Below are 23,563 nucleotides of genomic sequence, written 5' to 3' on the forward strand. Positions count from 1 at the left end.
GGATTCAGTATTTACACCATCGCCGGTTCGGACGCTGGCTGATTAGCCGCTTCACGGATGAGATAATCCAGCTCATCTTTCACCGACTGTACCTGAGGGCCGATAACGACTTGCAGGTTGTGTTCGTTGAGATGAACCACGCCAATCGCACGGTTGGCTTTCAGCGTCGCATCGTCAACCAGCGACATATCCGCCACGGAAAGACGCAGACGGGTGATGCAGTTATCGAGTGAAACGATGTTACCGGCACCGCCCAGCGCGCTTAAGATTACCGGCACGTTGTAACCGGATTTGCTCGAAGACGGCACGGCTGCAGCGGCTGGCATACTTTCAGATTCACGACCCGGCGTTTTGATATTAAAGCGCGTGATGGAGAAGCGGAAGATAACGTAGTAGGCCGCGAACCAGATGGCTGCGACCACCGGCACCAGATACCACTTGGTGGCGGTGCCGTGCAGGATACCGAAGACCACGAAATCGATGATGTTACCGTCGGTATTCCCGATGGTGACGCCCAGTACCGACATGATGGTGAAGCCCAGGCCGGTCAGAATTGCGTGGATCACATACAGAACCGGTGCAACGAACAGGAACAGGAATTCAATCGGTTCCGTGGTTCCGCCGACAACGCAAGCGACCACACCGGAGATCAGCAGGCCTTTAATTTTATGACGGTTTTCAGGTTTGGCGCAGTGGTACATCGCCAGTGCGGCACCCGGTAAACCTCCGAGGAATGCAGGCATTTTGCCCTGAGACAGGAACTGCGTCGCGCTTTCAGAAAAACCGTGCGTGGTCGGGCAGGAAAGTTGTGCCTGGAAGATGGTCAGCGCACCGCTGACTTCGCGGCCACACACGTCCAGCGTGCCGCCGGCTTCGGTGAAGCGGATCAGCGCCACCAGAATGTGATGCAGACCGAACGGTAACAGCAGACGTTCGCCGGAACCAAAAATCATCGGCCCGAACACGCCCGCGCCCTGAATCAGACGGCCCAGACCGTTGATCCCTGCGGCGAAGAATGGCCAGATTAACGGGATCAGCAAACCGACTAAACCGAGCACGACGGTGGTGACGATCGGCACAAAACGCGTACCGCCAAAGAACGCCAGCGCATCCGGCAGGCGGATGGTGTTGTAACGCTCGTGAAGCATATAGACGATAATACCCACGATAACCGCACCCAGAATACCGGTGTCGATAGACTGGATCCCGAGGATCATATGGATGTTATTCGCTTTCAGCACCAGCGGATCAACCGTTGGCAGCGTGCCGTTGGCGGTCAGGTAGAAGTTGATCGCCAGGTTCAGTACGGCGAAACCCACGAAACCGGAAAAGGCGGCCACGCCTTTGTTCTCACGCGCCATGCCCAGCGGGATAGCGATGGCGAACATCACCGGCAGGAAGCTGAATGCAAATGAGCCGACTTTGCTCATCCACACGAAAATCAGCTGAAGAACAGGATTGCCCAGTGCGGGCAACAAGGTAACGACATCGTGGCTGCTTAAAGAACTGCCGATGCCCAGCATAATGCCGCAAAACGACAGCAATGCGACGGGCAACATGAAGGTTTTACCAAGACTTTGGAAGAACTCCCAAAGTGTGACTTTTTGTTTTTTGTTTGCAGGCATGACTGCTCCCTGAGTGGTTTGGTGTTGGCTGTGTGGTAATGGCGGCTAAGATAAAACGTTTTACCAAAACAATACGTGTCGGAAATCACAATATTGTAAGATGCCCGCACCATCTTGGTGAAATGAAGGTTTAACGTTTTACTCAAACTGGCGAGTCGGGTATAACTGTTTGACCGCACTACTGATTTAACCGCTTAATTCCGCTTCATGGAGTCTGGAATGAACGACATAGCCTGATGAATCATAAAAAAATTACAATAATCGATGTTGCGCAGCACGCCGGTGTTTCTGTCACCACGGTTTCTCTGGTGCTCAGCGGCAAAGGGCGCATCTCCCTGAGCACGGCTGAGCGGGTAAACCGTGCGGTGGATGAGCTGGGATTTGTACGTAACCGGCAGGCCAGCACGCTGCGCGGCGGTGAGTCCGGCGTGGTCGGGCTGATTGTACGTGACATCTGCGAACCGTTTTATGCGGAAATGACCGCCGGTCTCAGCGAGATGTTTGAAGCGCAGGGCAAAGTATTATTTCTGCTGCAAAGCGGCCCGTCGGGCAAAGGCCTGATGCGCTGCTTTGACACATTGCTTACGCATGGCGTCGACGGAATTGTCATCGCGGGCGGTACCAACGCAATTTCCGGCCTGAAAGAAAAAGCGGAAGAACAGGGCGTCCCGCTGATTTGTGCCGCGCGTTCCGGCGGTATCGAAGGTGTCGACGTTGTGCGCCCTGACAATATGCTCGCGGCAAAAATGGCGACCGAATATCTCATCCGCCACGGTCACAAACAAATCGCTTACCTCGGCGGCCTCAGTAATTCATTAACCCGCGCTGAACGTCTCGGCGGTTTTTGCGCGACCCTTATACAGTACGGTCTGCCGTTTCGAAGCGAGTGGATTATCGAATGTGATTACCAGCAGAAATGTGCCGCCGACGCCACTGAAACGCTGCTGACCCATTACCCGAAAATCAGTGCTATCGTCTGCCATAAATCGTCCGTCGCGCTCGGCGCTTATTTCGGTGTATTGCGTACTGGTGCAGAAGTTGGCGGCGGGGCGGTCGACAGCTTCTTCCAGCAAAAAGTGGCACTTATCGGCATGGAAGATGCACCGGAATCGGAGCTGACCGAGCCGCCGCTGACGTCTATCGCGAACTCCGCACGGGAGATTGGTCATGCAACAGCGAGACGGTTATTGCTGAGGATCGGGGGGCAGAATTTAGAAGCGCAGAATATTATTATGCCACCGGGGCTGGTGGAGAGGGAGTCGGCCTGAAAGGTGCCAGGCCGGTGAGCACCTTTTTGAAAGGTGACAAATTTAAGTTCAAGTTCAAGGTCAAGTTCAAGGTCAAGTTCAAGGTCAAGTTCAAGGTCAATTTCAAGGTCGTGGGCGTCGGCCCACACCGACTTGGGGGGCGGCATATCGCCGCCACCCCCAAGACCCCCAGGCTCTTAACTGCGCGCTATCGCTCACTGGCTATGTTTCAGTAACTCCGGCTAGTGCCGCAAACGCCGCCGCTGCGCGGTACTTTCGCTTCGGGTTCGAACCTGCTCGAAAAAAGACTCTCGCTGTTTCTCACCACTCTCTCAACGTCGTTTTGAAAGCGGCCACAGACTTTCTAATTCGAAACCTAACTATTTCCGATCTAAGAAATGCAGTGCAAACTTCTATTTTTGAAAGCTTCTGGCCGCTTTCAAAAATCACGCCGCAGGAGTGGTGGAAAACCGAGCGTGTTTTTGCGAGGTTTGTAACCCGAACGAAGGGAACCGCGCAGCGGCGGGATTTTGCGGCAATAAATGAGGTTGCTGAAACATAGCCAGCGAGCGGCAGCGCGCAGTTCAGAGCCCGGGATTTTCAAGGGGTGCGGCGATAGGCGCCCCTTGAAGCCAGTTTGGGTGGCAACCCAAGGTCTTGACCTGGGTTGCGCCGTTCACTGCAAGTGAAAAACCGAAACTTTCTCGATCAAATATAACCGAGTGTGATGCCTGTCTGCATCACTGAGAATCCTGGCTTGTCCCCGTCTTAGGACTCGCCGCCGTCGCATCATCCGCGCCAGCTGTCTTCGTATAGATAATCTTCTGCGTATCATTCCCGCAATGACCCACAACCTGACCACCGGCCTGATCAGCCTGATCGTTCGGGACGATATCGAGCTTAAAGCCGGATTCCGGCAAACCGTTAGCGACGATTTTCTGGGTGATATCCGCTTTCACGCTTTCACAGGTGGCAGCCTGAACCATCAGCGGCGCTAAAATCATGACCGCAAGGCCGGCTAAGAGTGTCTTTTTCATCATTCATTCCTTTTATGAGAAGCAGTGTATTAATGAGATTACGGTGCCATCAGTTGACGGCCAGTGCGGCGGTCGAGGCAGCGCTGAGTGTTATCTTCCCAGTACGCATTCACGTTCTGGCTGGCGTTGCATTTATCGCGCAGATCGACAGAATTATCGTATTTGGAATAATCTTTCTCAGCGCGCTGGTTTTTCAACGCCCGCAGACGCTGGGTTTCATTCCATTGCTCTTTGCTCTGGCGCGCTTCTTCGTTGGACATGGCGTCATTACCGCTGCCGCCAAAGACACAGGTTCCGCCCGCACAGTTGGTGGCTGCCAGCGCAGGTGCCTGCCAGCTTGCGGTCATTACCAGCAGCGCAACAGGCAGTAAACGGCGTAAAAACGTTGTATTCATTAGCTAATCCTTTTAATTTACACATCGCTCAGGCGAATACTTTCAATTATAACATCACCCTGAGTCACGTCACCCAAAGCCTGCTAACGGGTTGAATTCATGTTTAACTTAAAACTGTAAACCTGGCGATTCACATGCTCAAAACGACTTTACTGTTCTTTGCGACCGCGCTGGCGGAAATCATCGGCTGTTTTCTGCCGTATCTCTGGCTTCGCAAAGGCGGTAGCTGGCTGCTGCTTTTCCCCGCGGCGCTGAGCCTGGCGGCGTTTGTCTGGTTGCTGACGCTGCATCCGGCAGCCAGCGGCCGGGTCTATGCGGCGTACGGCGGGGTGTATGTGATGACGGCGATGTTGTGGCTGCGGTTTGTCGATGGCGTAAAACTCAGCACCACCGACTGGCTCGGAGCCTGTGTGGCGCTGGCCGGGATGCTGATTATTATTTCTGGCTGGAAAGCGGCGTAAAAATTACTGCGACAGTTTTTCCATCATCACGATCACTTTCTGAATCACAATCTGCGCGGCGCGGGAAAGCTGACGGCGTGGCGCAACGCACAGCGCAAGCGTCAGCGGTTTGGCGCTGCGTCCCTGTAAAGGTACAAATGCCAACCGGTTTTCCTGCAAATCAGGTAACACATCGAGCAAACTCAGCACCCCCACACCCGCTCCTTTACGGATAAGTTCGCGCATCATGCGCACGTCATTGCAGACAATCGACGGCGTATCCAGCAACTGATAACGGTTGTACAGCAGCTTCGCGCGGGCGTTTACTATCAGCGGCTCAGACGGAATGATCTGCCGGTAAGCCGCGATATCGCTGAACGACAGCGATTCCTGACGCGACAGCTCATGCCCGACCGGCATCGCGATGCCAATCGGTAATTCTGCAAACGCCTGCACTTCCAGCCCGGTATGTTCGACCGGGTCGAGCAGCAGGCCAAAATCCACTTCCGCCGAACTGACCTGCTCGCTGATATTCCGGCTGTCTTCGATGCGGATATCAAACGTGAGGTAAGGATGCTCCGCGCCGACTTCGGCAATCAGCTGCGCCATGATCCCTTCACTGAGCGCGGCGATAATACAAATCGTGACGTGTCCGCGCCGCAAACCCTGAATTTCATCAAAGCGCTCACGGGTGCGGGAAAATTCTTTTCGCCAGCGGCGGATGTCATCGAACAAAATCTCACCGGCGGATGTCAGTTTCAGGCCGGTCGGCAGGCGCTCGAAGAGCGGCGTTTCCAGCGTCTGTTCGGCCTGCAAAATCTGCCGGTTAATGGCTGAAGCGGAGACGTGCAGCGCTTCCGCCGCTTTGCGCAAACTTCCTGTTCGGGCGACTTCAGTAAAATATTGCGAAAAACGGGAGAAGGGTGACATAGGTGTACTAATTTATGCAGTGAATAAGTGAGATATCTATTATGGACTGCATCACTCATTTTTCCTAGATTGTGCGATGCCCCTTTGTAAAACAATCACCTCAGGTTGTTTCTCATACAAAAGGGGAATGACAGGGTTCGTCAAAACACGGTTAAGCTCGTGTGCCGCTTTTCTTTGGACAGAAGGGGTGCGAATTGTGGCATTCGTACTGCTGGCGTGCGTGTTTTGAAAAACAACACTAATAACAAGCGTGCGCTTTTGATCACCCGGTTGAAGTGATCACGCGACCAAGAGATGCCTTCTCATGTTAGAAAAACTATTCAAGTTAAAAGCTCACCGTACTAACGTGCGGACTGAGATTGTGGCAGGACTGACTACATTTTTAGCAATGGCCTATATTCTGTTCGTTAACCCGTCCATTTTGGGCGCGACGGGGATGGATAAAGGCTCGGTTTTTGTGGCAACGTGTCTTGCTGCCGCAATCGGTTCCGCACTGATGGGGTTTATCGCCAACTACCCGATTGCACTGGCACCGGGCATGGGTTTAAACGCCTTCTTCACCTATACCGTTGTGCTGCACATGGGTTACACCTGGCAGATTGCGTTGGGTGCTGTTTTCCTTTCCGCATGTATTTTCTTCGCGTTATCCATTTTCAAAATCCGTGAATGGATTATCCGCAGCATTCCGCTGCCATTGCGTTCAGCGATTGCCGCCGGTATCGGGTTATTCCTGGCGCTGATTGCGCTGGAAAACGCCGGTATTGTGATTGCAAACCCGGCTACGCTGGTCGGTCTGGGCGACCTGACCAAGCCTGGCCCGCTGTTTGCGATGCTCGGTTTCATTCTGATTGTGGTGCTGGAAGCGCGTAAAGTCACCGGCGCTGTGCTAATTGGCGTGCTGGCTGTGACGGTTCTGGCGATTGCGCTGGGCTACTCACCGTTTGGCGGCGTGATGTCTATGCCGCCTTCCATCGCACCAACCTTTATGCAGCTGGACATCAAAGGCGCGTTCAACGTGTCGCTGATCAGCGTCGTGTTTGCGTTCCTGTTCGTTGACGTATTCGATAACTCCGGCACCCTGATCGGCGTGACCAAACGCGCAGGTCTGACCGACGAAGATGGCAACATCCCGAAAATGGGTCGTGCGCTGGTGGCGGACAGCGCGGCTGCGCTGTTCGGTTCTTTGCTGGGGACGTCAACCACCACCAGTTACATCGAATCTGCGGCGGGCGTGAGCGCCGGTGGCCGTACCGGTCTGACGGCTATTGTGGTCGCAATTCTGTTCCTGCTGAGCCTGTTCTTCGCACCGCTGGCGGGCAGCGTTCCGGCATTCGCCACGGCGCCTGCTCTGCTGTTCATCGCGGTTCTGATGACCTCAGGTCTGGCCGAAATCGACTGGAAAGACATCACCGTTGCCGCACCGGTAACCGTGACTGCGCTGACCATGCCGTTCACGTATTCCATCGCCAACGGTATCGCGTTCGGTTTCATCACCTGGACGCTGGCAAAACTGCTGACCGGTCGCTGGCGTGAACTGAATTCCGCGCTGATCGTTCTGTCGATTCTGTTCGTGATCAAACTGGGCTGGCTGAGCGCGTAATCGCTCTGCAGGTCGTAAAAGGCGCGGGTTTGAATACCGCGCCTTTTTTTATGCTCAAAATCGGGCGAAAAAAGCCAATAAAAAAAGCAGCCGGAGCTGCTTTTCATGTGCATCAGAACGGCTGATCAGTCTTCGCGATGAACCTGCAAACCGGCCAGAGACTGGCTGACAGGCATCATTTCGATGCTGTTGATGTTCACGTGCTCAGGCAGGGTGGAAACCCAGAACACGGATTCGGCGACGTCTTTTGCCGTCAGCGGATTGGTCTTGTCATAGGTTTTGCTGGCTTTATCGTCATCGCCTTTAAAGCGAATGTTCGAGAATTCCGTTCCGCCGCACAGGCCAGGCTCGATATTGGTCACGCGAACGTGGGTGCCGTGCAGGTCGGTGCGCAGGTTCAGGCTGAACTGGCGGACGAAAGCTTTGGTCGCGCCATACACGTTGCCACCGGCGTATGGCCAGTTGCCCGCCGTTGAACCGATGTTAATCACGTGGCCGGTGTTACGTTCAACCATGCCCGGCAGGACGGCGCGGGTCATGTACACCAGACCTTTGGTGTTGGTGTCGATCATTTTGTCCCAGTCTTCCAGTGAGGCTTTGTCGGCTTTTTCCAGACCGAGCGCCAGACCGGCATTATTGACCAGCACGTCGATGTTGCTCCACTCAGCAGGCAGGCTGTCGATGGCATCTTTGATGGAAGCTCGGTTGGTCACATCCAGTTCAACGGTATACAGCGCGTCACCCAGTTCCGCTTTCAGGTCGTCCAGACGCTCTTTGCGGCGGCCGGAGGCAATCACTTTATGGCCTTCTTTGACAAAGCGGCGCGCGATTTCAGCACCAAATCCGGCGGTCGCGCCGGTCACAAAAATAATCATCCCGGTATTCCTTAGTATTTAAACGAATAAAATCGAATCAAAAAAAGAACGCGTCTGCACACGCACGGCGTACAGAAAAAGAAACGCTATCAGTATTAACACAAAAATAACCAGACCGGCAGCGGATGCCGGTCTGACTTGGTATCATTTTATTGCGATGACCTTTTATGACGATGGTTTTTTCAAATAAGGCGCAATCAGCGACAAATCTGCAGCAGAAAGCCGGTCCGGCGCGGTCTGCGCCTGATGCCAGTAAGGGTAGAGTAACGGCAACTGGCTGACCTGATTAAGTCTTTCTATTTCTTCGCTATTCAGGGTTAGATCTGCCGCGAGCAGGTTGTCCTGCAACTGGGTGTCGTTACGCGCACCGACAATCACCGACGTTACCTGCGGACGCGCAATCAGCCACGCCAGCGCGATTTGTGCTGCGGAAACACCGCGTTGCCCGGCGATATCCACCAGTACATCCACCACGTCATACAGCGCATTTTCGTCACGCACCGGCGGTTCGCCCCAGTCAGCCAGATGGCGTGTCCCTTCGGGCGCGGCCTGATTACGGCGGTATTTACCGGAAAGTAAACCACCGGCCAGCGGGCTCCAGACCAGAACGCCCAGCCCCTGATCCTGCGCCACCGGCAGGAGTTCGTATTCGGCTTCACGCGCCTGAAGGGTGTAGTGAATTTGCTGACTGACCGGGCGGATATAGTGATTTGCCGCCGCCACGCCCAGCGTTTTCATCACATGCCAGGCGGAAAAGTTGGAGACACCGACGTAACGCACTTTACCGCTGCTGACCAGATCGTCGAGCGCGCGCAGCGTTTCATCCAGTGGCGTCTGACCGTCCCATTCATGTAACTGATATAAATCCAGATAATCCGTATTCAGACGCTTCAGACTGGCTTCGCAGGCGCGAAGAATATGATGACGTGATGACCCGCGATCGTTCGGGCCATCGCCCATCGGGAAGCGGGCTTTGCTGGCGACCAGCACGTCGTGACGCTGACTGCCCAGCGCCTTGCCCAGAATCACTTCTGATTCACCGCCTGAATAAACGTCGGCGGTATCGAATAAGTTAATTCCGGCATCCAGACACAGGCCAATCTGGCGCTGTGCGGCACTGACGTCGGTCTGACCGGTTTTTGCGAATTTCCCCTGACCACCAAATGTCATGGTGCCCAGGCTGAGAACTGAAACTTTCAGGCCGGAATGGCCTAACAAACGGTATTCCATGGGTTTTCTCCATTTATCGGATACTTAATTTCAGTTTAGCCACGCCATTATTTTCCTGACGAAGCCGGTTGCGGTACAGATTCTTTTTTTCGGCGTATTTCATCGCCCGCGGTAGGGTCGAGCGTCAGACTGTCGAGTGTTCCCGCCAGAGAAAACACCCCGATAATAATGAAAGCGATATGGAAAGTGCCGGTCTGCATCGCGGCGCTGGCCGGTAAAAAATGTTCCGCGATGCGCAGGGACAGCGCGCCGATGGCAATGCCCAGCCCGGTAGAGAGCTGTTGCGCGGTGTTAAATAACGTATTCGCGCCGCCCATTTGTTCTGCCGGAACCTGCGAAAAGGCCAGTGTATTGAGCGCGGTAAACTGCATCGAACGGGTCATGCCGCTGGCGAACAGCAGCAGCAACGTAATGGCGGTCGGCACTTCCGGTGTCAGCAACGCGCAGGCAAATATCGTCGCAGAATTGAGCAGGCCGTTTACCAGCATAATCGACTTAAAGCGGAAGCGGTGCAAAATCGGCGAGGTAAAAGGTTTCATCGCCAGATTACCGGCAAACACGGCGAGCACCAGCAATCCGGCATCAAACGCGTTCATCCCGTAACCCAGCTGGAACATCAGCGGCAGCAAAAACGGCAGGGCGCCGATAGCCACGCGAAACAATGAACCGCCGTAAATCGTGACGGCGTAACTTTTAATTTTCAACGCCGTCAGCGGCAGCAACGGGTACGCTGCCCGCCCGGAATGCCAGACTGCCAGCGCCCCGACGATCACCGCGCCGCCCACTATCGTCACCGGTTTCCAGTTAAGGGTGCCCTGATTGAACATATCCAGCCCGAAGATTAGCCCCAGACACGCCGCGCCGGTCAGCACAAAACCGGTGACATCAAACGGCACACCTTTCTGCCCCGCAACCTGTGGAATCAGCTTACGGCTGAACATCAGCGCGATAACCCCGAGCGGCAGATTGAGCAGAAATATCCAGTGCCAGGAGGCATACGTCGTAATAAATCCGCCCAGCGGCGGCCCGAGGATCGGCGCCACCAGCCCGGGCCAGGTAATCGTTGCGATAGCGCGGATCAGATCTGATTTTTGCGTATTTTTCAGTACCACCAGCCGCCCGACCGGCACCATCAGCGCACCCGCAAACCCCTGCAACATGCGGGCGGCAGTAAATGTGCCGAGACTGACACTGGCGGAACATAACAGTGACGCGAGGGTGAACAGGATCAGCGCCAGCGAAAAGACGTTACGCGTGCCAAACCGGTTGGCAATCCAGCCACTGGCCGGAATAAACACTGTGAGCGTCAGAATGTACGCCGACACGCCGATATTCATATCGACCGGATGCACGCCGAAATCTTTCGCCATCTGCGGCAGCGCGGTGACAATCACCGTGGCATCCAGATTTTCCATAAAGAACGCGCCCGCCACCAGTAACGGCAACGCGGAACCCGGCGGCAGCGAGAATTTTTTGTTTGAGAAGAGGCTCATAGAAGGTAAGCGCGCTAATGAAATAAGGAATGTCTGAGCATAGCGCATCGGGGGAAGGCGTCAACGGCGGGAGTGAGGATCTCCCCCGGCGAAAGGGGAGATTTTGCACATTAATTCAGAGTTTTGTTTCCGCCAGCCGTTCCCCGGTCTGTGCATCGAACAGATGGATGGCGTCGCTGTTGGCTTCGAGATACAGCGGTTGATCGGTGCTGACGCGGGCGCGGCCTGCGAACTGGACGTGCAGCGGGAAGCCGCTCCAGTCGATGTGCAGCAGGCTGCTTTCGCCGGTGACTTCCAGCAGACGCAGCGTGGCGGCGGGTTGCGCGCTGTGCTGTACCGGTCTGAGGTCATGCGGACGCAGGCCGAGCGTCACTGGTTCACCTTCGCAATGTCGCGCCTGTAACGCCCATTTCTCCGGTAAAGCAAACCACAGCTGATTGCAGGTCACGCCCGGTTGGCCGCCGATGCTCTGGAATACGCCGCTGAGTAAGTTCATTGGCGGCGAACCAATAAACCGCGCCACAAAGGTGTTCACCGGTTTGTCGTAAATCGACAGCGGTTCGCCTTGCTGCACGATAAAACCGTCTTTCATCACGACAATATTGTCGGCCAGCGTCATCGCTTCAATCTGATCGTGCGTGACGTAAACCGTGGTGGTGCGGAACTGCTGATGCAGGGATTTGATTTCCGCCCGCAGCTCCATGCGCAGCTGCGCATCCAGGTTAGACAGCGGTTCGTCGAACAGGAAAACTTTCGGATTGCGCACCAGTGCGCGACCCATCGCGACGCGCTGGCGCTGGCCGCCGGACAAATCTTTCGGCAGGCGTTTCAGCAGATGATCGATACCCAGCACTTTGGCCGCCTGCTGCACTTTGGCTTGTTGTTCGGCTTTCGGGACTTTCTTCACCTGCATGTGGAACGCCATGTTTTCGGCCACTGTCAGGTGCGGATACAGCGCGTAACTCTGGAAAACCATGGCGATATCACGGTCTGCCGGGTCAAAATTATTGATTTGCTGTTTATCGAGCAGGATGTCCCCGTCGGATAAGGACTCCAGCCCGGCCAGCAGGCGCAGAAGGGTGGATTTGCCGCAGCCGGACGGCCCGACCAGCACGGTGAAACTGCCATCGGGAATGGTCAGATCCAGCGGTTTGAGCACCTGTACTTTGCCATAATGTTTGGCGACTTTTACCAGTTCTACCAGAGCCATTCAGAGTTTCTCCACAAGGCCAAAAAGCGATTGCCAGTCAGGATAACGGCGCGGGGAGCTGCTGATCGCACAACCGGCGACGCGGACACCCCATTGCAACGCCGTGGCAGGCGGCAGGCCATAAATCAGCGCGGATAAAAATCCGGCGTTAAAGCTGTCTCCGGCGCCGATGGTATCCACCACCTCAACCGGTTCGGCGTGCTGATGCAAAGTCTGATTCACAGACCACAGGCGCGCGCCGTCCGGGCCGCATTTCGCGACGCAAAAAGCATTCCCTGCCATTTGTGTCAGCAGCTTTTGCGCGGCGGCGTCCAGCGTTTGGGCATCCGCCAGCCCGAGTGTTTCGACTTCATTGAGCAGCAGCGCATCGCAGAACGGCAGCCATTGCCCTGCCTGTGCGCGCAGCGTGTCGCTCCAGTCTTCCGGCGGCCAGCCGCTGTCGATGGCAACGTGATAGCCGCGTGTTCTGAGCGTGGAAAGCAACTGCGGATAATCCGCATACAGCGCCGTACACAGCCAGGTGCCGCACAGCAAAACCCAGTCGCCCGGCTGCGCGCGTTCCGGCAGCTGCGGCAGAACATCCTGCATGGAAAGGCGGACGATATGCCCCTGATTGCTGAAAAACGTCCGTTCGTGATCCGGATGCGTGACGCCAAACGTCAGCGACGTTTCGCAGTCGCAGGTCGGCCAGTGCGGCGCGCTTTCCGGGAACAAACTCGCCAGCCAGCCGGTGAACTGGTCGTTGCCCTGATTGGCCACCAGACGATGCGGAACGTCCAGCGCTGACAGCGCCAGCGCGCAGTTTCCGGCAGAACCGCCGGGGCGCAGTGAACTGCTTTCGAGCATCGCCTCGGTGCCTTTTTTCGGCCATGCGTGCAGCGTGCTCATGATCAAATCCACGTTAATATTGCCCACCACATACAGCGTGGCGCGGGTGTCAGGTCTTGTAATCATTGATGAGATTCCCTGATGTTCATAATCAGCCTTTGCTGCCGCCGGCGGTTAACCCGCTGACCAGCGTTTTTTGCAGCCAAAGCGCAATAAAGAGCGGCGGAATGGCCGCAAGAATGCCGACGGCGGCAATCAGGCCGTCATCGGTGGCGCGCCCGGCGGTGAATCCGGCGATAGTCACCGGCAATGTCTGGGCGTCGATATTGTTGGTGAACAGCAGGGCGTAGAAAAATTCATCCCATGCCAGCAGCCAGCCGAACATCGCCGAAGCGCCGAGCGCCGGTTTTGCCAGCGGCAGGGTGATCCGCAACAAAACCTGCCAGTAACGCAAACCGTCGAGGCGGGACGCCTGTTCGATATCCACCGGCAACGCGTCGAACTGATTTTTCAGCATCCAGGTCAGAAACGGCAGGATCATCGAGCAATACACCAGAATCAGCCCGAGGTGCGTATTCAGCAGCGCGAGCTGTTGCAGGATGAAATACAGCGGCAGAACGAACGCCACCGGCGGCACCATGTAAATGGCCAGGCTGCCAAACAGCCAGCCGTCGCGTCCCGGATAACGCGAGAAACTGTACGCAGCCGGAATGGCCAGCAGCAGGGAAACAATCGTCGCCCCGCAGGCCACCAGCAAACTGTTCCCAAGCGCATGCAGGAACAGTGCGCCCGGTTGCCCGGCCTGAAGCGTCAGCAGGCTGGCGTAACGGCTGAAATCCCAGTGGCGCGGCAACCATTCCAGCGGAATGCGGGTTAAATCTTCCGCTGAACTGACGCTCATCAGGAACATCCACAGCAGCGGCGCGAGAATGGAGATGGCCAGAATCAGCGCGGCGAGATAACGTAAAACGAGTCGGATTTTCTGTTTCATTCCGCGTTCCCCGAACGGCGCTGGCGCAGCAGCATGACCATATAAACCAGAATTAACAGGGCGCAAATCAGCGTCATGAGAATGGCGTAAGCAGCCCCGCTGCCCGCACGCAGATAGCTGAAGGATTCCTGATAAACGAAGAAGCTGACGGTTTTGGTGCTGTCGAGCGGGCCACCACGGGTCATCACGTAAATAATGTCGAAGACTTTAAAGGCGTCGATGGTGCGTAAAATCAGTGCGACGGCCAGCGGAGCGGCGATCGCCGGTAGGGTGATTTTACGAAAGCGCCGGAACGCCGATGCGCCGTCGAGCCGGGCCGCTTCAAACAAATCTTCCGGGATGGTTTGCAGTGCCGCCAGCACCAGCAGGGTGATCAGCGGATAGTTCTTCCAGATATCAGCAAACATCACGGCGTTAATGGCCGACGACGGGTCGCCAAGCCAGCTGCGGTAGGTGTCAATCAGGCCGAGCTGGGAAAGCAGGGCGTTGATACTGCCGTAATCCGGGTTGAAGTTCAGCCGCCACATGGTGGCGTTGACGATGGTCGGCAGCGCCCACGGCAAAATCACCAGCACGCGTAACGCGCTGCGTCCCCGGAATGGCTGGTTAAGCAGCAGCGCCACCAGCACGCCGATAAAGCCTTCGAAAATCACCGAAACCACGGTGAAATAGAGCGTCCGCCACAGCGCAGCGCGGAAATCCGGATCGGTCAGGGCATAAATAAAGTTGTCGCTGCCCACCCAGCCGGGCGCAGAGCCGTCGCCAATCAGACCGGCGTCGGTGAAACTGAGCCACAGCGTGCGGCCCAGCGGCCAGGCGGTCAGCAGAAACATCATTAACAACATGGGCGCAAGGAGCAACCAGGCTTGTCGACGTTCTCGTTGCGGTAAAGTCAGCATAGTTTTCCGTGGTGTTGGTTTGCCCCGCATACCGCAGCATCCGGGGCGTTGTGTTGGCTTTAAAAAAACTTAACGTAAACGGTCAGCGGCTGTGGTTGCGGCTTCCATACCGTCTTTCGCCGGGGTTTTACCCTGCAATACCGCCTGAATGTTTTGCTGCAAAATGTTCGACAAACGTGAGTAATCCGCCGTCACCGGGCGCGAAAGCATCACGTTCAGCGAAGTTTTTGCCGCCGCAATCAGGGCTTCCTGATCTTTCTGCACCGCCGGATCGTCATACGAGGATTTCCAGATTGGCAGGCTCAGTTTGGCGTATTTGTTCTGTACCGGCTGGGAGGTCATATAGCTGATGTATTCCCACGCCTGATCCGGATGCGCACTGGCTTTCGCAATGCCCAGACCCATCGAACCGTTCACGCCGGACGCGCCGCCTGCGGTTTCGCCCGGTGCCGGGATCACACCGACGTTACCCGCGACTTTGCTCTGTTTCGGGTCGTTGGCCATGTTGTACATATAGGTCCAGTTCAGCGCGAAGGCCGCGTCACCGTTGGAGAAGGACTTACGCACGTCTTCTTCCAGATATTCGCGGGAGTTCGGGTTGGTCAGCCCTTTATCCAGCGTCTCTTTCATGTAATTGATGGCTTTCATTGCACCGGTGTTGGTGAAGTTCAGCTTGCCGTCTTTGTAGAAATCGCCTTTGAACGCCGAAACCAGCGTGGTGTAGTCGCACAGCAAGGCTTCGGATTGTGACCAGCTCCAGACCAGCGGGAACTTCACGATGCCTTTTTCTTTCAGGATCTCAGACTGTTTCTCGACGTCAGCCCAGGTCGCCGGCGGGGTGGTGATCCCGGCTTTAGCCAGCATGGCTTTGTTGTAATACAGATATTTGGTGTCGAGGATCCACGGCATTCCCCAGCGCTTGTCTTTGTAGGTCACGGTAGAAATCGCGCCGTCGAAGATCTTGCTGCTTTCGTCGGCGGGAATACGCGTCGTGACGTCCTGCAACAGGCCGTATTTATTGAACTCGGCTGGCCAGATCGCATCGAAAAGCACCACGTCATACCCTTTGTCACCGGCACCGCGCGCGGCCACGATTTTGTCGTGCAGCGCTTCATACGGTACAAATTCCAGATTCACCTTTATGTCAGGATGTTGATGGGTGAAGTCCGCGGTCATGGCGCGGATATCGGCTTCGCTGTACGCCGCCTGAGTCATAAACAGCGCACTGAGTGTGGTTTCTGCCAGCGCGCTGGCGGAATATCCCAGAGTGAGGGCAGAGAGGGCGCACAGGGTGGCCGCAGGGGTAAGTCGTAGGCTCATCGTCATTCTCCGAAACAGGGTTAGGTTTATTAAATCAATTTGATTGCTTTAATCGGCTAAAAAAAAGTGGGATGGCCGTCACTGTCGGCAACCCCTGCGTCCCTGCCAGATTGATACTTGCTACCTGAGGCATAAAACGAATTCTATAAACTGATCGAACTGAATAGTGACTGACGATTATTATTAACATGCCAATAACATTGAAAGCTGTGATGGCATCGTCATATTCATATTCTGATATTTATAAAATCAATTTGATTGCTGTAATCACTCTCCGCATACTGCCCACAGGTTTCCCCTCTGGGTACAAGGCCGTGATAACAACTTCTGGTACCAATCTTGAACATGCCCGCGCTCACAATCGCCGGGTCGTCATCGAAGCCATTCGCCTCAACGGTGAGCTGACCCGCGCAGAAATCGCCCGTCTGACGTCGCTCACGCCGCAGACGGTTTCCAATATTGCGACCGAACTCGAACAGGCGGGCATACTGTCTTCCCATCTGCCGCGTCGTGCGGGCGGACGTGGTCAACCGGCAACGCCACTGACACTCAATCCTGACAGCGCCTATTCCATCGGCATCCATCTTGATCATCAGTCGCTGCTGATTGTGCTGGTGGATCTGACGGGGTCGGTGCGTTTTCGCCACCAGATCCACATACAGAAACCTCAGCCTGAGCCCACGCTGGCCCTTATTGTTCAGGTACTGCAAGAAATGCGCCAACAGGTGAAAATAGACTGGCGAAAAATGTTAGGTATCGGTGTGGTGATGCCGGGGCCGTTTGGCGTTGAGGGTATTTCTTCGCAGGGGCCGACCACGCTGCACGGCTGGGATAATATTGATATTGAAGCGCGATTGAGCGTATCTACCGGCTGGCCGGTTACGTTGGAAAACGATGCGACGGTCGCGGCTATCGGCGAGCGTTTTCACGGAATTGCCAAGCAACTTTCTTCGTTTGTGTATCTTTATATTGGTACCGGTCTCGGCGCAGGCATCTTCACTGACGGGCGGATTTACACCGGTCATGCACATAATGCGGGCGAGGTCGGCCACATTGTGGTGCAACCTGGCGGTCGCGAATGCTATTGCGGCAACAGAGGTTGCCTCGAACGCTATGTTTCTTTGCAGGCGGCGTACGAAGCCTGCGGGCTGGATCCGACGTCGGCGATGCCGGAAGATCTGCTGAGCGTCGATGAGGCACTGTTCGATAAATGGCTGGATACGGCGGTCGAACCGGCGCTTCAGGCCATCAATATTATGGAATGTGTGTTTGATGCCCAGACCGTGATTATCGGCGGCACCATGCCGAAACCGCTGGTGGAGAAGCTGATCAAACGCCTGACGCCGTTGTACAGTTCGGTGCGCAGCCGCTATGCGCAAGGCACGCGGATCCGCATCGGCATGTCCGGCAGCGATACCCCGGCGCTTGGTGCGGCGGCGTTGCCAATCTTTGATGAATTCAACCCGCAGTACGAGGTGTTGCTGAAGTAGTACTGGCTGGCGTGCAGAAAAAGAACCAGACGGTCTGACCGGTTGGTCAGATTTGGCATAAGCTTTGCAAACGTTCTGTTATTAATTATCAATAAGAATGTTGCACAGAAGGACTATGCCATGAGTCAGGTTATCACCCGCGCGGTACGCGGAAACTTCTTTGATATCCGCCAGCCGGTCACCGGGCCGGAAGAATTAGAAGCCAGCGTTCGTTATATCGAAGATGGCCTGATGCTGCTCAGCGGCGGGCACATTGTCTGGCTCGGGGAATGGCGGGAGGGCGAAGCAAAACTCGCCGGCGTCCGTAAAACCGCCGGGCTGGAAATCGATGATTACCGCGACAAACTGATTGTCCCCGGTTTTGTCGATACCCATATTCACTACCCGCAAACCGAAATGATCGGCGCGTATGGCGAGCAACTGCTCGAATGGCTGACGCGCTACACCTTCCCGACGGAGCAGCAATATCACTGCGCGGATTACGCAAAGCGCATGTCGAAATTCTTCATCAGCCAGCTTCTGCTCAACGGCACCACCACGGCGCTGGTGTTCGGCACCGTGCATCCGCAGTCGGTCGATGCGCTGTTTAAAGAGGCGTCTGACATCAACATGCGGCTGGTGGCGGGCAAAGTCATGATGGACAAAAACGCCCCCGACGCACTGCTGGAAACTCCGGAACAAAGCGAAGCCGATACGCGCGCACTCATTGCGCGCTGGCATAACCGTCAGCGCCTGAGCTACGCGCTGACGCCGCGTTTTGCGCCGACATCCTCGCCCGAACTGCTGCAAAAAGTCCGCCAGCTCAGACAGGAATTCCCGGACGTGTATATGCACACCCATCTGAGTGAAAACGTGGCGGAACTCTCCTGGGTGAAAGAAATGCACCCGGAACATCAGCATTATCTCGACGTTTATCATCAGCATGGTCTGACCGGCGAGCGCTGCGTGTTTGCGCATTGTCTGCACCTTGATGACAGCGAATGGGATTGTCTGAGTGAAACGGATTCGACCATCGCGTTTTGTCCGACGTCCAACCTGTTTCTTGGCAGCGGTTTGTTCAATTTGCAAAAAACCTGGCAGAAGCACATTCGCGTGGGAATGGGCACCGACGTTGGCGCAGGCACCACCTTCAATATGCTGCAAACGCTGCTGGAAGCTTACAAAGTTGGCCAACTGCAACGTTACCGGCTGTCGGCTTTCGAAGCCTTTTATCACGCCACGCTGGGCGGCGCGCGGGCGCTGCATCTGGATGACAAAATCGGCAATTTCGACGCCGGAAAAGAAGCGGATTTCGTGGTGCTCGAGCCGGGCGTCAGCGCGCTGCAAAAATTGCGTGCATCGAACAGCAAAACGCTGGCGGAGAAACTGTTTGTGCTGATGACCCTCGGCGACGACCGTAACGTGTATAGCACGTACATCGACGGCGAACGGGCCTATGCACGGGACGACATATCAGGAGAATTTTGCGCATGATGAACAGCGACACCGGCAGCAAAGTCCGCGTCGCCCGCGAGCGCACGCTGGAAAACATCCACACGGCAGCGATTGCCGAATTCAGCGAAAAAGGCTTTCAGGGCGCGACGACCCAGGCGATTGCCCGGCGTGCGGGGATCAAAAAGGCCCAGTTGCATTATTACATCGCCGGAAAAGAAGAGTTGTACGAGGAACTCTTGCAGAAAGTGCTGAAAGTCTGGGGTGACATTATTCAGTTCGACCCGACGCTCAGTGAACCGCAAGCCGTGCTGAGCCGCTACATCCGCAACAAGCTGAGTTTTTCGTTTGACCAGCCGGAGCTGTCGCGCATTTTCACCAGCGAAGTGTTGAGCGGTGGACATTATTTGCACAAATACTGGCCGCAGGCGACGCAGAACATCGTCGGGAAAGAAAACCTGATCCACCAGTGGATTGTTGAGGGCAAAATCCGCCCGCTGGATGCACGTCTGTTCATTATGCACATCTGGGCGCTGACGCAGTATTACGCCGATTTCGCGGTGCAGGTGAAACACATGTACGGCAATTTCGACGGCGATGACGTCGCGCGGGAACACATTATCGATGAAGTCACCACGCTGATTTTAAACGGGTGCCGGAAGGGGGATGACGCATGATCCAGTTTCTGATGAACGGCAGGATCCAGACGGAAAATCTGCCGGACGATACCACGGTTCTCCAGTATCTGCGCCGCGATGTAGGGCGTTGCGGCACCAAAGAAGGCTGCGCCTCCGGTGACTGCGGCGCCTGCACCGTTGTGCTGGCCGAAAAAGAGGGCGACGGGCTGAAATACACCACGGTCAACGCCTGCCTGACGTTTATGCCTGCGATCCACGGCAAGCAGCTGATCACCGTGGAAGATCTGAAACATCAGGGCGAGCTGCACCATGTTCAGCGGGCGATGGTCGATAACCATGCCTCGCAGTGCGGGTTCTGTACGCCGGGTTTTGTGATGTCGCTGTTTGCGCTGGAAAAGCAAAAACTGACGATCGACCGTGAAACTTTTAGCCGCGAGCCTGTTAACCGTGAACAAATGCAACAAGCGTTTTCCGGCAATCTCTGCCGCTGCACCGGTTACCGGCCGATTATGGCGGCGGCGCAGGCGGTGTGCGAAGCCCCGCAGGCGGATCAGTTTGACGCCAATACTCTGCATTCTCTCGAAAAACTGCGGGCAATTTCCGAGACGCAGCAACCGGTCACGATTGAGCAACTGGCGCAACGGTATCTGGCGGAGCCAGATTCCCGGCTGGTGGCAGGGGGCACCGATCTGGCGCTGGAGGTGACGCAACGTTACCAGCACATCCCGAAACTGATTTCGCTCAGCCATGTTTCGGAACTGAAAAACATTACGCTGACCGGTCAGGCAATTCATATTGGCGCTGCGGCGACGCTGAGCGCCTGTCTGCCGGTTCTGCACCGTGAATTCCCGGCGTTCGGCGAACTGCTTGAGCGTTTTGCCTCGCAGCAAATCCGTAATCAGGGCACGTTCGGCGGCAATATCGCCAACGGTTCCCCGATTGGCGACGGCGGTCCGGTGTTGCTGGCGCTGGGCGCTTCTCTGCTGCTGCGCTGCGGCACGGCGCAACGCGAATTACCGCTGGACGAATTCTTCCTCGGCTACCGCAAAACGGCCTTGCAGCCGGGTGAATTTATCGAGCAGATCCGCATTCCGCGCGTGACGTCGGAGGCGCGGCAGTTGCGGGTTTATAAAGTGTCGAAACGGCTGGAGGACGATATTTCAGCGGTCTGCGCCGCGTTGCAGATTGAAGTCCGCGACGGCGTGGTGGTACATGCCCGCATCGCGTTCGGCGGCATGGCGGAAGTGGCGAAACGTGCCGCACAATGCGAGGCGCAACTGCTCGGGCAGCCTTGGCAAACCGCTACCCTCGAGCGCGCATGTCTGGCGCTGGAGAGGGATTTCACACCGATCACTGATTTCCGCGCCAGCCGCGAATACCGCATGCAGGTCGCCAAAAACCTGCTGCGCCGCTGCCATATCGAACTGACGTCTCCTGAAACGCTGATGCGGGTAACTCATTATGTCTGAATCCAAACCGTCACTTTCCCGGCAGGAGATGGAACAGTTGTTCCGCGCCGGATTACAAAGCGGCGTGGGCAAAAGCCAGAAACACGAAAGCGCGGATAAACATGTCAGCGGCGAAGCGGTGTACACCGATGACCGGCTGGAGTTTCCGCGTCAGTTACATCTGGTGCCGCTGCTCAGCCCGCACGCGCACGCCGACATCCTGCATATTGATACCGAACCTTGTTACAGCGTCCCCGGTGTGGTGCGGGTGATGACCGCGGAAGATGTGCCGGGCAATCTGGATATCGCGCCGCTGACCCACGGCGACCCGCTGATGGCGCACCACGTGGTGGAATACGTCGGGCAGATTGTGCTGGTGGTTGCCGCGACTTCCCCGGAAGCCGCCCGTGCGGCTGTTGCGCTGGCGAAAGTTGACTATCAGCCCCGCGCCGCCGTGCTGACCATCAGACAGGCGCTGGAACTTGAACATTACGTCGAGGAACCGCATCAGCATAAACGGGGCGATGCCGGCATGGCGCTGGCCTGTGCGCCGCACCGCTTGCAGGGCGAGCTGGAGATTGGCGGGCAGGAGCATTTTTATCTGGAAACGCAGATTGCATCGGTGATGCCGGGTGAAGACGGCGCGATGCTGGTTTACAGCTCGACGCAGCACCCGACCGAAGTCCAGAAACTGGTGGCCTCGGTCCTGGATTTGCCGATGCACAAAGTGGTGGTCGATATGCGTCGCATGGGCGGCGGCTTTGGTGGCAAGGAAACACAGGCGGCAGGCACGGCGTGTCTGGCCGCGCTGGCGGCCCATCTCACCGGGCGCCCGGCGAAAATGCGTCTGGCGCGGCAGGACGACATGCTGATCACCGGGAAGCGCCATCCTTTTCACGTCAGCTACGACGTCGGGTTTACGGATGACGGCATTATTCACGGTATCGACCTGAAGCTGGCGGCCAACTGCGGCTATTCGCTGGATCTCTCCGGTTCCATCGTTGACCGGGCGATGTTCCATTCCGATAACGCCTATTACCTCGGCGATGCATTAATTACGGGTTACCGCTGCAAAACCAATATGGCATCGAATACCGCTTACCGTGGTTTTGGCGGTCCGCAGGGCATTCTGGCTATTGAACATATTGTCGATCACATCGCCCGCGAACTGGGGATGGATCCGCTGACCGTGCGCAAAAATAATTACTACGGCCAGGAAAGCCGAAACATCACGCATTATCACCAGCCCGTCGGTCAGAATCTGCTTGAGGAGATGACTTGTCAGCTGGAAGAAAGCGCAGAATACGCGGCAAGACGTGACGCTGTCACTCAATTTAATCTTAAAAATCCGTATCTTAAGAAAGGGCTGGCGCTGACGCCGGTGAAATTTGGCATCTCCTTTACCGCCAGTTTCCTCAATCAGGCGGGCGCGCTGGTGCTGGTTTACACCGACGGCAGCATTCAGCTCAACCACGGCGGTACGGAAATGGGCCAGGGGCTGAATACCAAAGTGGCGCAGGTCGTTGCTGAAGTGTTCCAGGTGGATATCAGCCGCATTCAGATCACGGCAACGGATACCGGAAAAGTGCCGAACACGTCGCCGACGGCGGCGTCTTCCGGAACCGACCTTAACGGCAAAGCGGCGCAAAATGCGGCTGAAATCATTAAAGCGCGCATGGTGGAAATGCTGATGCGCGTTCATGACGCGGAACATAGCGACGTGGAGTTCAGCAACGGTCACGTGCGGGTCAAAAACCAGTATTTCAGTTTTGAGCAGGTTGCCACCCTGTGCTGGCTGAATCAGGTGCCGCTTTCCAGTACCGGATATTACAAAACGCCGAAGATTTTCTACGACCGCAGCAAGGCAGCCGGGCATCCTTTCTATTACTTCTCCTATGGTGCGGCCTGCGCCGAGGTGCTGGTTGATACGCTGACCGGCGAATACAAACTGCTGCGCGCCGATATTCTGCATGACGTCGGCGATTCGCTGAATCCGGCGATAGATATCGGGCAGGTGGAAGGCGGATTTGTTCAGGGCATGGGCTGGCTGACCACCGAAGAACTGGTATGGAACGACAAAGGGCGGCTGATGACCAGCGGTCCGGCGGCGTACAAAATCCCGGCCATCGGCGACATTCCGCAGGATTTGCGCGTTCATCTGGTTGAAAACCGCAAGAACCCGGAAGACACGGTTTTCCATTCCAAAGCCGTGGGGGAACCGCCGTTTATGCACGGAATTTCAGTCTGGTGCGCGATTAAAGACGCGGTTTCCAGCCTCGCGGATTACCGCGTTCATCCGCATATCGATGCACCGGCCACGCCGGAAAGAGTGCTGAATGGGATTAATCAGCTGAAATTTTCCGGTGACGTTGTCACAACGATTATCAGCGAAACAGCCACCGGTGAAACAACCGAAAAAGCGAACGGTTAACGGAG

At 56.0% G+C, this 23,563-nt stretch carries 22 protein-coding genes; 10 read left to right on the top strand and 12 right to left on the bottom strand.

The genetic code is table 11. The annotated features are described in order from the left end of the window. Nucleotides 1-11: 11 nt before the first annotated feature. Nucleotides 12-1,625 carry a maltose/glucose-specific PTS transporter subunit IIBC gene (gene malX / locus ACM5QY_RS15510; RefSeq protein WP_416121640.1) on the bottom strand — a complete coding sequence of 538 codons (1,614 nt, stop codon included), beginning with the start codon at nucleotides 1,623-1,625 and terminating at the stop codon, nucleotides 12-14. A 236-nt stretch (nucleotides 1,626-1,861) separates the two neighbouring features. Between malX and malI the strand changes: the two genes are divergently transcribed. The 3 genes from malI to ACM5QY_RS15525 all read left to right on the top strand — a co-directional run bounded on the left by malI (nucleotide 1,862) and on the right by ACM5QY_RS15525 (nucleotide 3,434). Then, nucleotides 1,862-2,893, top strand: coding sequence for a Mal regulon transcriptional regulator MalI (gene malI / locus ACM5QY_RS15515; protein WP_416121641.1), 1,032 nt, complete (start codon nucleotides 1,862-1,864; stop codon nucleotides 2,891-2,893). Nucleotides 2,894-2,907: 14 nt separating this feature from the next. Continuing rightward, the gene (locus ACM5QY_RS15520) at nucleotides 2,908-3,108 is read left to right on the top strand and encodes a hypothetical protein (protein ID WP_416121642.1); all 201 of its coding nucleotides are present in this window, start codon (nucleotides 2,908-2,910) and stop codon (nucleotides 3,106-3,108) included. A 167-nt stretch (nucleotides 3,109-3,275) separates the two neighbouring features. Beyond that, complete coding sequence (locus ACM5QY_RS15525) at nucleotides 3,276-3,434, top strand: hypothetical protein (protein WP_416121643.1); 159 nt, start codon at nucleotides 3,276-3,278, stop codon at nucleotides 3,432-3,434. Between the two features lie 178 nt (nucleotides 3,435-3,612). Here the strand turns inward: ACM5QY_RS15525 and ACM5QY_RS15530 are convergent, their stop codons facing one another. Next, complete coding sequence (locus ACM5QY_RS15530) at nucleotides 3,613-3,909, bottom strand: DUF1161 domain-containing protein (RefSeq protein ID WP_416121644.1); 297 nt, start codon at nucleotides 3,907-3,909, stop codon at nucleotides 3,613-3,615. Between the two features lie 38 nt (nucleotides 3,910-3,947). Further along, nucleotides 3,948-4,304, bottom strand: coding sequence for a DUF1283 family protein (locus ACM5QY_RS15535; protein WP_416121645.1), 357 nt, complete (start codon nucleotides 4,302-4,304; stop codon nucleotides 3,948-3,950). A gap of 134 nt (nucleotides 4,305-4,438) precedes the next feature. Here ACM5QY_RS15535 and ACM5QY_RS15540 point away from each other — a divergent pair, with 134 nt between their 5' ends. After that, nucleotides 4,439-4,765, top strand: a complete 327-nt coding sequence (locus ACM5QY_RS15540) for a YnfA family protein (protein ID WP_152326211.1) — start codon at nucleotides 4,439-4,441, stop codon at nucleotides 4,763-4,765. Nucleotides 4,766-4,768: 3 nt separating this feature from the next. On the opposite strand, the gene ACM5QY_RS15545 is transcribed toward ACM5QY_RS15540, so the two are convergent. Beyond that, nucleotides 4,769-5,674 (bottom strand): LysR family transcriptional regulator, encoded by a 906-nt coding sequence (locus ACM5QY_RS15545; protein WP_416121646.1) that lies wholly within the window; start codon nucleotides 5,672-5,674, stop codon nucleotides 4,769-4,771. A gap of 304 nt (nucleotides 5,675-5,978) precedes the next feature. Between ACM5QY_RS15545 and ACM5QY_RS15550 the strand changes: the two genes are divergently transcribed. Further along, complete coding sequence (locus tag ACM5QY_RS15550; protein WP_416121647.1) at nucleotides 5,979-7,274, top strand: NCS2 family permease; 1,296 nt, start codon at nucleotides 5,979-5,981, stop codon at nucleotides 7,272-7,274. A 125-nt stretch (nucleotides 7,275-7,399) separates the two neighbouring features. Here the strand turns inward: ACM5QY_RS15550 and ydfG are convergent, their stop codons facing one another. From ydfG to ACM5QY_RS15590, 8 genes are all read right to left on the bottom strand, one after another. Then, a complete protein-coding gene (ydfG, locus tag ACM5QY_RS15555) occupies nucleotides 7,400-8,149 on the bottom strand; it encodes a bifunctional NADP-dependent 3-hydroxy acid dehydrogenase/3-hydroxypropionate dehydrogenase YdfG (protein WP_416121648.1) in 750 nt (249 codons plus the stop codon). Nucleotides 8,150-8,314: 165 nt separating this feature from the next. Beyond that, nucleotides 8,315-9,379: an aldo/keto reductase gene (locus ACM5QY_RS15560; RefSeq protein WP_416121649.1), complete on the bottom strand. Its 1,065-nt coding sequence runs from the start codon at nucleotides 9,377-9,379 to the stop codon at nucleotides 8,315-8,317. A gap of 47 nt (nucleotides 9,380-9,426) precedes the next feature. Further along, nucleotides 9,427-10,872: an MFS transporter gene (locus tag ACM5QY_RS15565; RefSeq protein WP_416121650.1), complete on the bottom strand. Its 1,446-nt coding sequence runs from the start codon at nucleotides 10,870-10,872 to the stop codon at nucleotides 9,427-9,429. 115 nt (nucleotides 10,873-10,987) lie between these two features. Further along, nucleotides 10,988-12,082 carry an ABC transporter ATP-binding protein gene (locus ACM5QY_RS15570; protein WP_416121651.1) on the bottom strand — a complete coding sequence of 365 codons (1,095 nt, stop codon included), beginning with the start codon at nucleotides 12,080-12,082 and terminating at the stop codon, nucleotides 10,988-10,990. Continuing rightward, the gene (locus tag ACM5QY_RS15575; RefSeq protein WP_416121652.1) at nucleotides 12,083-13,036 is read right to left on the bottom strand and encodes a carbohydrate kinase family protein; all 954 of its coding nucleotides are present in this window, start codon (nucleotides 13,034-13,036) and stop codon (nucleotides 12,083-12,085) included. A 25-nt stretch (nucleotides 13,037-13,061) separates the two neighbouring features. Next, the gene (locus tag ACM5QY_RS15580; protein ID WP_416121653.1) at nucleotides 13,062-13,901 is read right to left on the bottom strand and encodes a carbohydrate ABC transporter permease; all 840 of its coding nucleotides are present in this window, start codon (nucleotides 13,899-13,901) and stop codon (nucleotides 13,062-13,064) included. After that, complete coding sequence (locus tag ACM5QY_RS15585) at nucleotides 13,898-14,800, bottom strand: carbohydrate ABC transporter permease (protein ID WP_416121654.1); 903 nt, start codon at nucleotides 14,798-14,800, stop codon at nucleotides 13,898-13,900. Before ACM5QY_RS15585 ends, ACM5QY_RS15580 begins: the two co-directional genes overlap by 4 nt. A gap of 69 nt (nucleotides 14,801-14,869) precedes the next feature. Next, complete coding sequence (locus tag ACM5QY_RS15590; RefSeq protein ID WP_416121655.1) at nucleotides 14,870-16,120, bottom strand: extracellular solute-binding protein; 1,251 nt, start codon at nucleotides 16,118-16,120, stop codon at nucleotides 14,870-14,872. A 317-nt stretch (nucleotides 16,121-16,437) separates the two neighbouring features. Here ACM5QY_RS15590 and ACM5QY_RS15595 point away from each other — a divergent pair, with 317 nt between their 5' ends. The 5 genes from ACM5QY_RS15595 (at nucleotide 16,438) to xdhB (ending at nucleotide 23,558) form a co-directional block, all read left to right on the top strand. Next, the gene (locus ACM5QY_RS15595; RefSeq protein WP_416122899.1) at nucleotides 16,438-17,610 is read left to right on the top strand and encodes an ROK family transcriptional regulator; all 1,173 of its coding nucleotides are present in this window, start codon (nucleotides 16,438-16,440) and stop codon (nucleotides 17,608-17,610) included. Between the two features lie 120 nt (nucleotides 17,611-17,730). Next, entirely contained in the window at nucleotides 17,731-19,083 is a 1,353-nt protein-coding gene (gene guaD, locus ACM5QY_RS15600) for a guanine deaminase (RefSeq protein WP_416121656.1), read from the top strand. Further along, a complete protein-coding gene (locus ACM5QY_RS15605; RefSeq protein WP_416121657.1) occupies nucleotides 19,080-19,718 on the top strand; it encodes a TetR family transcriptional regulator C-terminal domain-containing protein in 639 nt (212 codons plus the stop codon). The genes guaD and ACM5QY_RS15605 overlap by 4 nt, the downstream gene beginning before the upstream one ends. Further along, nucleotides 19,715-21,148, top strand: a complete 1,434-nt coding sequence (gene xdhA, locus ACM5QY_RS15610; protein ID WP_416121658.1) for a xanthine dehydrogenase small subunit — start codon at nucleotides 19,715-19,717, stop codon at nucleotides 21,146-21,148. Before ACM5QY_RS15605 ends, xdhA begins: the two co-directional genes overlap by 4 nt. Next, on the top strand, nucleotides 21,141-23,558 hold the full coding sequence (gene xdhB / locus ACM5QY_RS15615; RefSeq protein ID WP_416121659.1) for a xanthine dehydrogenase molybdopterin binding subunit: 2,418 nt from the start codon (nucleotides 21,141-21,143) through the stop codon (nucleotides 23,556-23,558). Before xdhA ends, xdhB begins: the two co-directional genes overlap by 8 nt. The last annotated feature ends 5 nt before the right edge of the window (nucleotides 23,559-23,563 follow it).

Source organism: Rahnella sp. PCH160, from assembly GCF_047784855.1.
Lineage (GTDB): Bacteria > Pseudomonadota > Gammaproteobacteria > Enterobacterales > Enterobacteriaceae > Rahnella.

Bases quoted from the DNA above. Each gene is read 5' to 3' on its own strand.
- guaD (WP_416121656.1), top strand. From the start codon at position 17,731: ATGAGTCAGGTTATCACCCGCGCGGTACGCGGAAACTTCTTTGATATC.
- ACM5QY_RS15550 (WP_416121647.1), top strand. From the start codon at position 5,979: ATGTTAGAAAAACTATTCAAGTTAAAAGCTCACCGTACTAACGTGCGG.
- xdhB (WP_416121659.1), top strand. From the start codon at position 21,141: ATGTCTGAATCCAAACCGTCACTTTCCCGGCAGGAGATGGAACAGTTG.
- ACM5QY_RS15590 (WP_416121655.1), bottom strand. From the start codon at position 16,120: ATGAGCCTACGACTTACCCCTGCGGCCACCCTGTGCGCCCTCTCTGCC.
- ACM5QY_RS15540 (WP_152326211.1), top strand. From the start codon at position 4,439: ATGCTCAAAACGACTTTACTGTTCTTTGCGACCGCGCTGGCGGAAATC.
- ACM5QY_RS15530 (WP_416121644.1), bottom strand. From the start codon at position 3,909: ATGAAAAAGACACTCTTAGCCGGCCTTGCGGTCATGATTTTAGCGCCG.
- malX (WP_416121640.1), bottom strand. From the start codon at position 1,625: ATGCCTGCAAACAAAAAACAAAAAGTCACACTTTGGGAGTTCTTCCAA.
- ACM5QY_RS15575 (WP_416121652.1), bottom strand. From the start codon at position 13,036: ATGATTACAAGACCTGACACCCGCGCCACGCTGTATGTGGTGGGCAAT.
- ACM5QY_RS15605 (WP_416121657.1), top strand. From the start codon at position 19,080: ATGATGAACAGCGACACCGGCAGCAAAGTCCGCGTCGCCCGCGAGCGC.
- ACM5QY_RS15565 (WP_416121650.1), bottom strand. From the start codon at position 10,872: ATGAGCCTCTTCTCAAACAAAAAATTCTCGCTGCCGCCGGGTTCCGCG.
- ydfG (WP_416121648.1), bottom strand. From the start codon at position 8,149: ATGATTATTTTTGTGACCGGCGCGACCGCCGGATTTGGTGCTGAAATC.
- ACM5QY_RS15580 (WP_416121653.1), bottom strand. From the start codon at position 13,901: ATGAAACAGAAAATCCGACTCGTTTTACGTTATCTCGCCGCGCTGATT.
- ACM5QY_RS15535 (WP_416121645.1), bottom strand. From the start codon at position 4,304: ATGAATACAACGTTTTTACGCCGTTTACTGCCTGTTGCGCTGCTGGTA.
- ACM5QY_RS15570 (WP_416121651.1), bottom strand. From the start codon at position 12,082: ATGGCTCTGGTAGAACTGGTAAAAGTCGCCAAACATTATGGCAAAGTA.
- malI (WP_416121641.1), top strand. From the start codon at position 1,862: ATGAATCATAAAAAAATTACAATAATCGATGTTGCGCAGCACGCCGGT.
- ACM5QY_RS15545 (WP_416121646.1), bottom strand. From the start codon at position 5,674: ATGTCACCCTTCTCCCGTTTTTCGCAATATTTTACTGAAGTCGCCCGA.
- ACM5QY_RS15560 (WP_416121649.1), bottom strand. From the start codon at position 9,379: ATGGAATACCGTTTGTTAGGCCATTCCGGCCTGAAAGTTTCAGTTCTC.
- xdhA (WP_416121658.1), top strand. From the start codon at position 19,715: ATGATCCAGTTTCTGATGAACGGCAGGATCCAGACGGAAAATCTGCCG.
- ACM5QY_RS15585 (WP_416121654.1), bottom strand. From the start codon at position 14,800: ATGCTGACTTTACCGCAACGAGAACGTCGACAAGCCTGGTTGCTCCTT.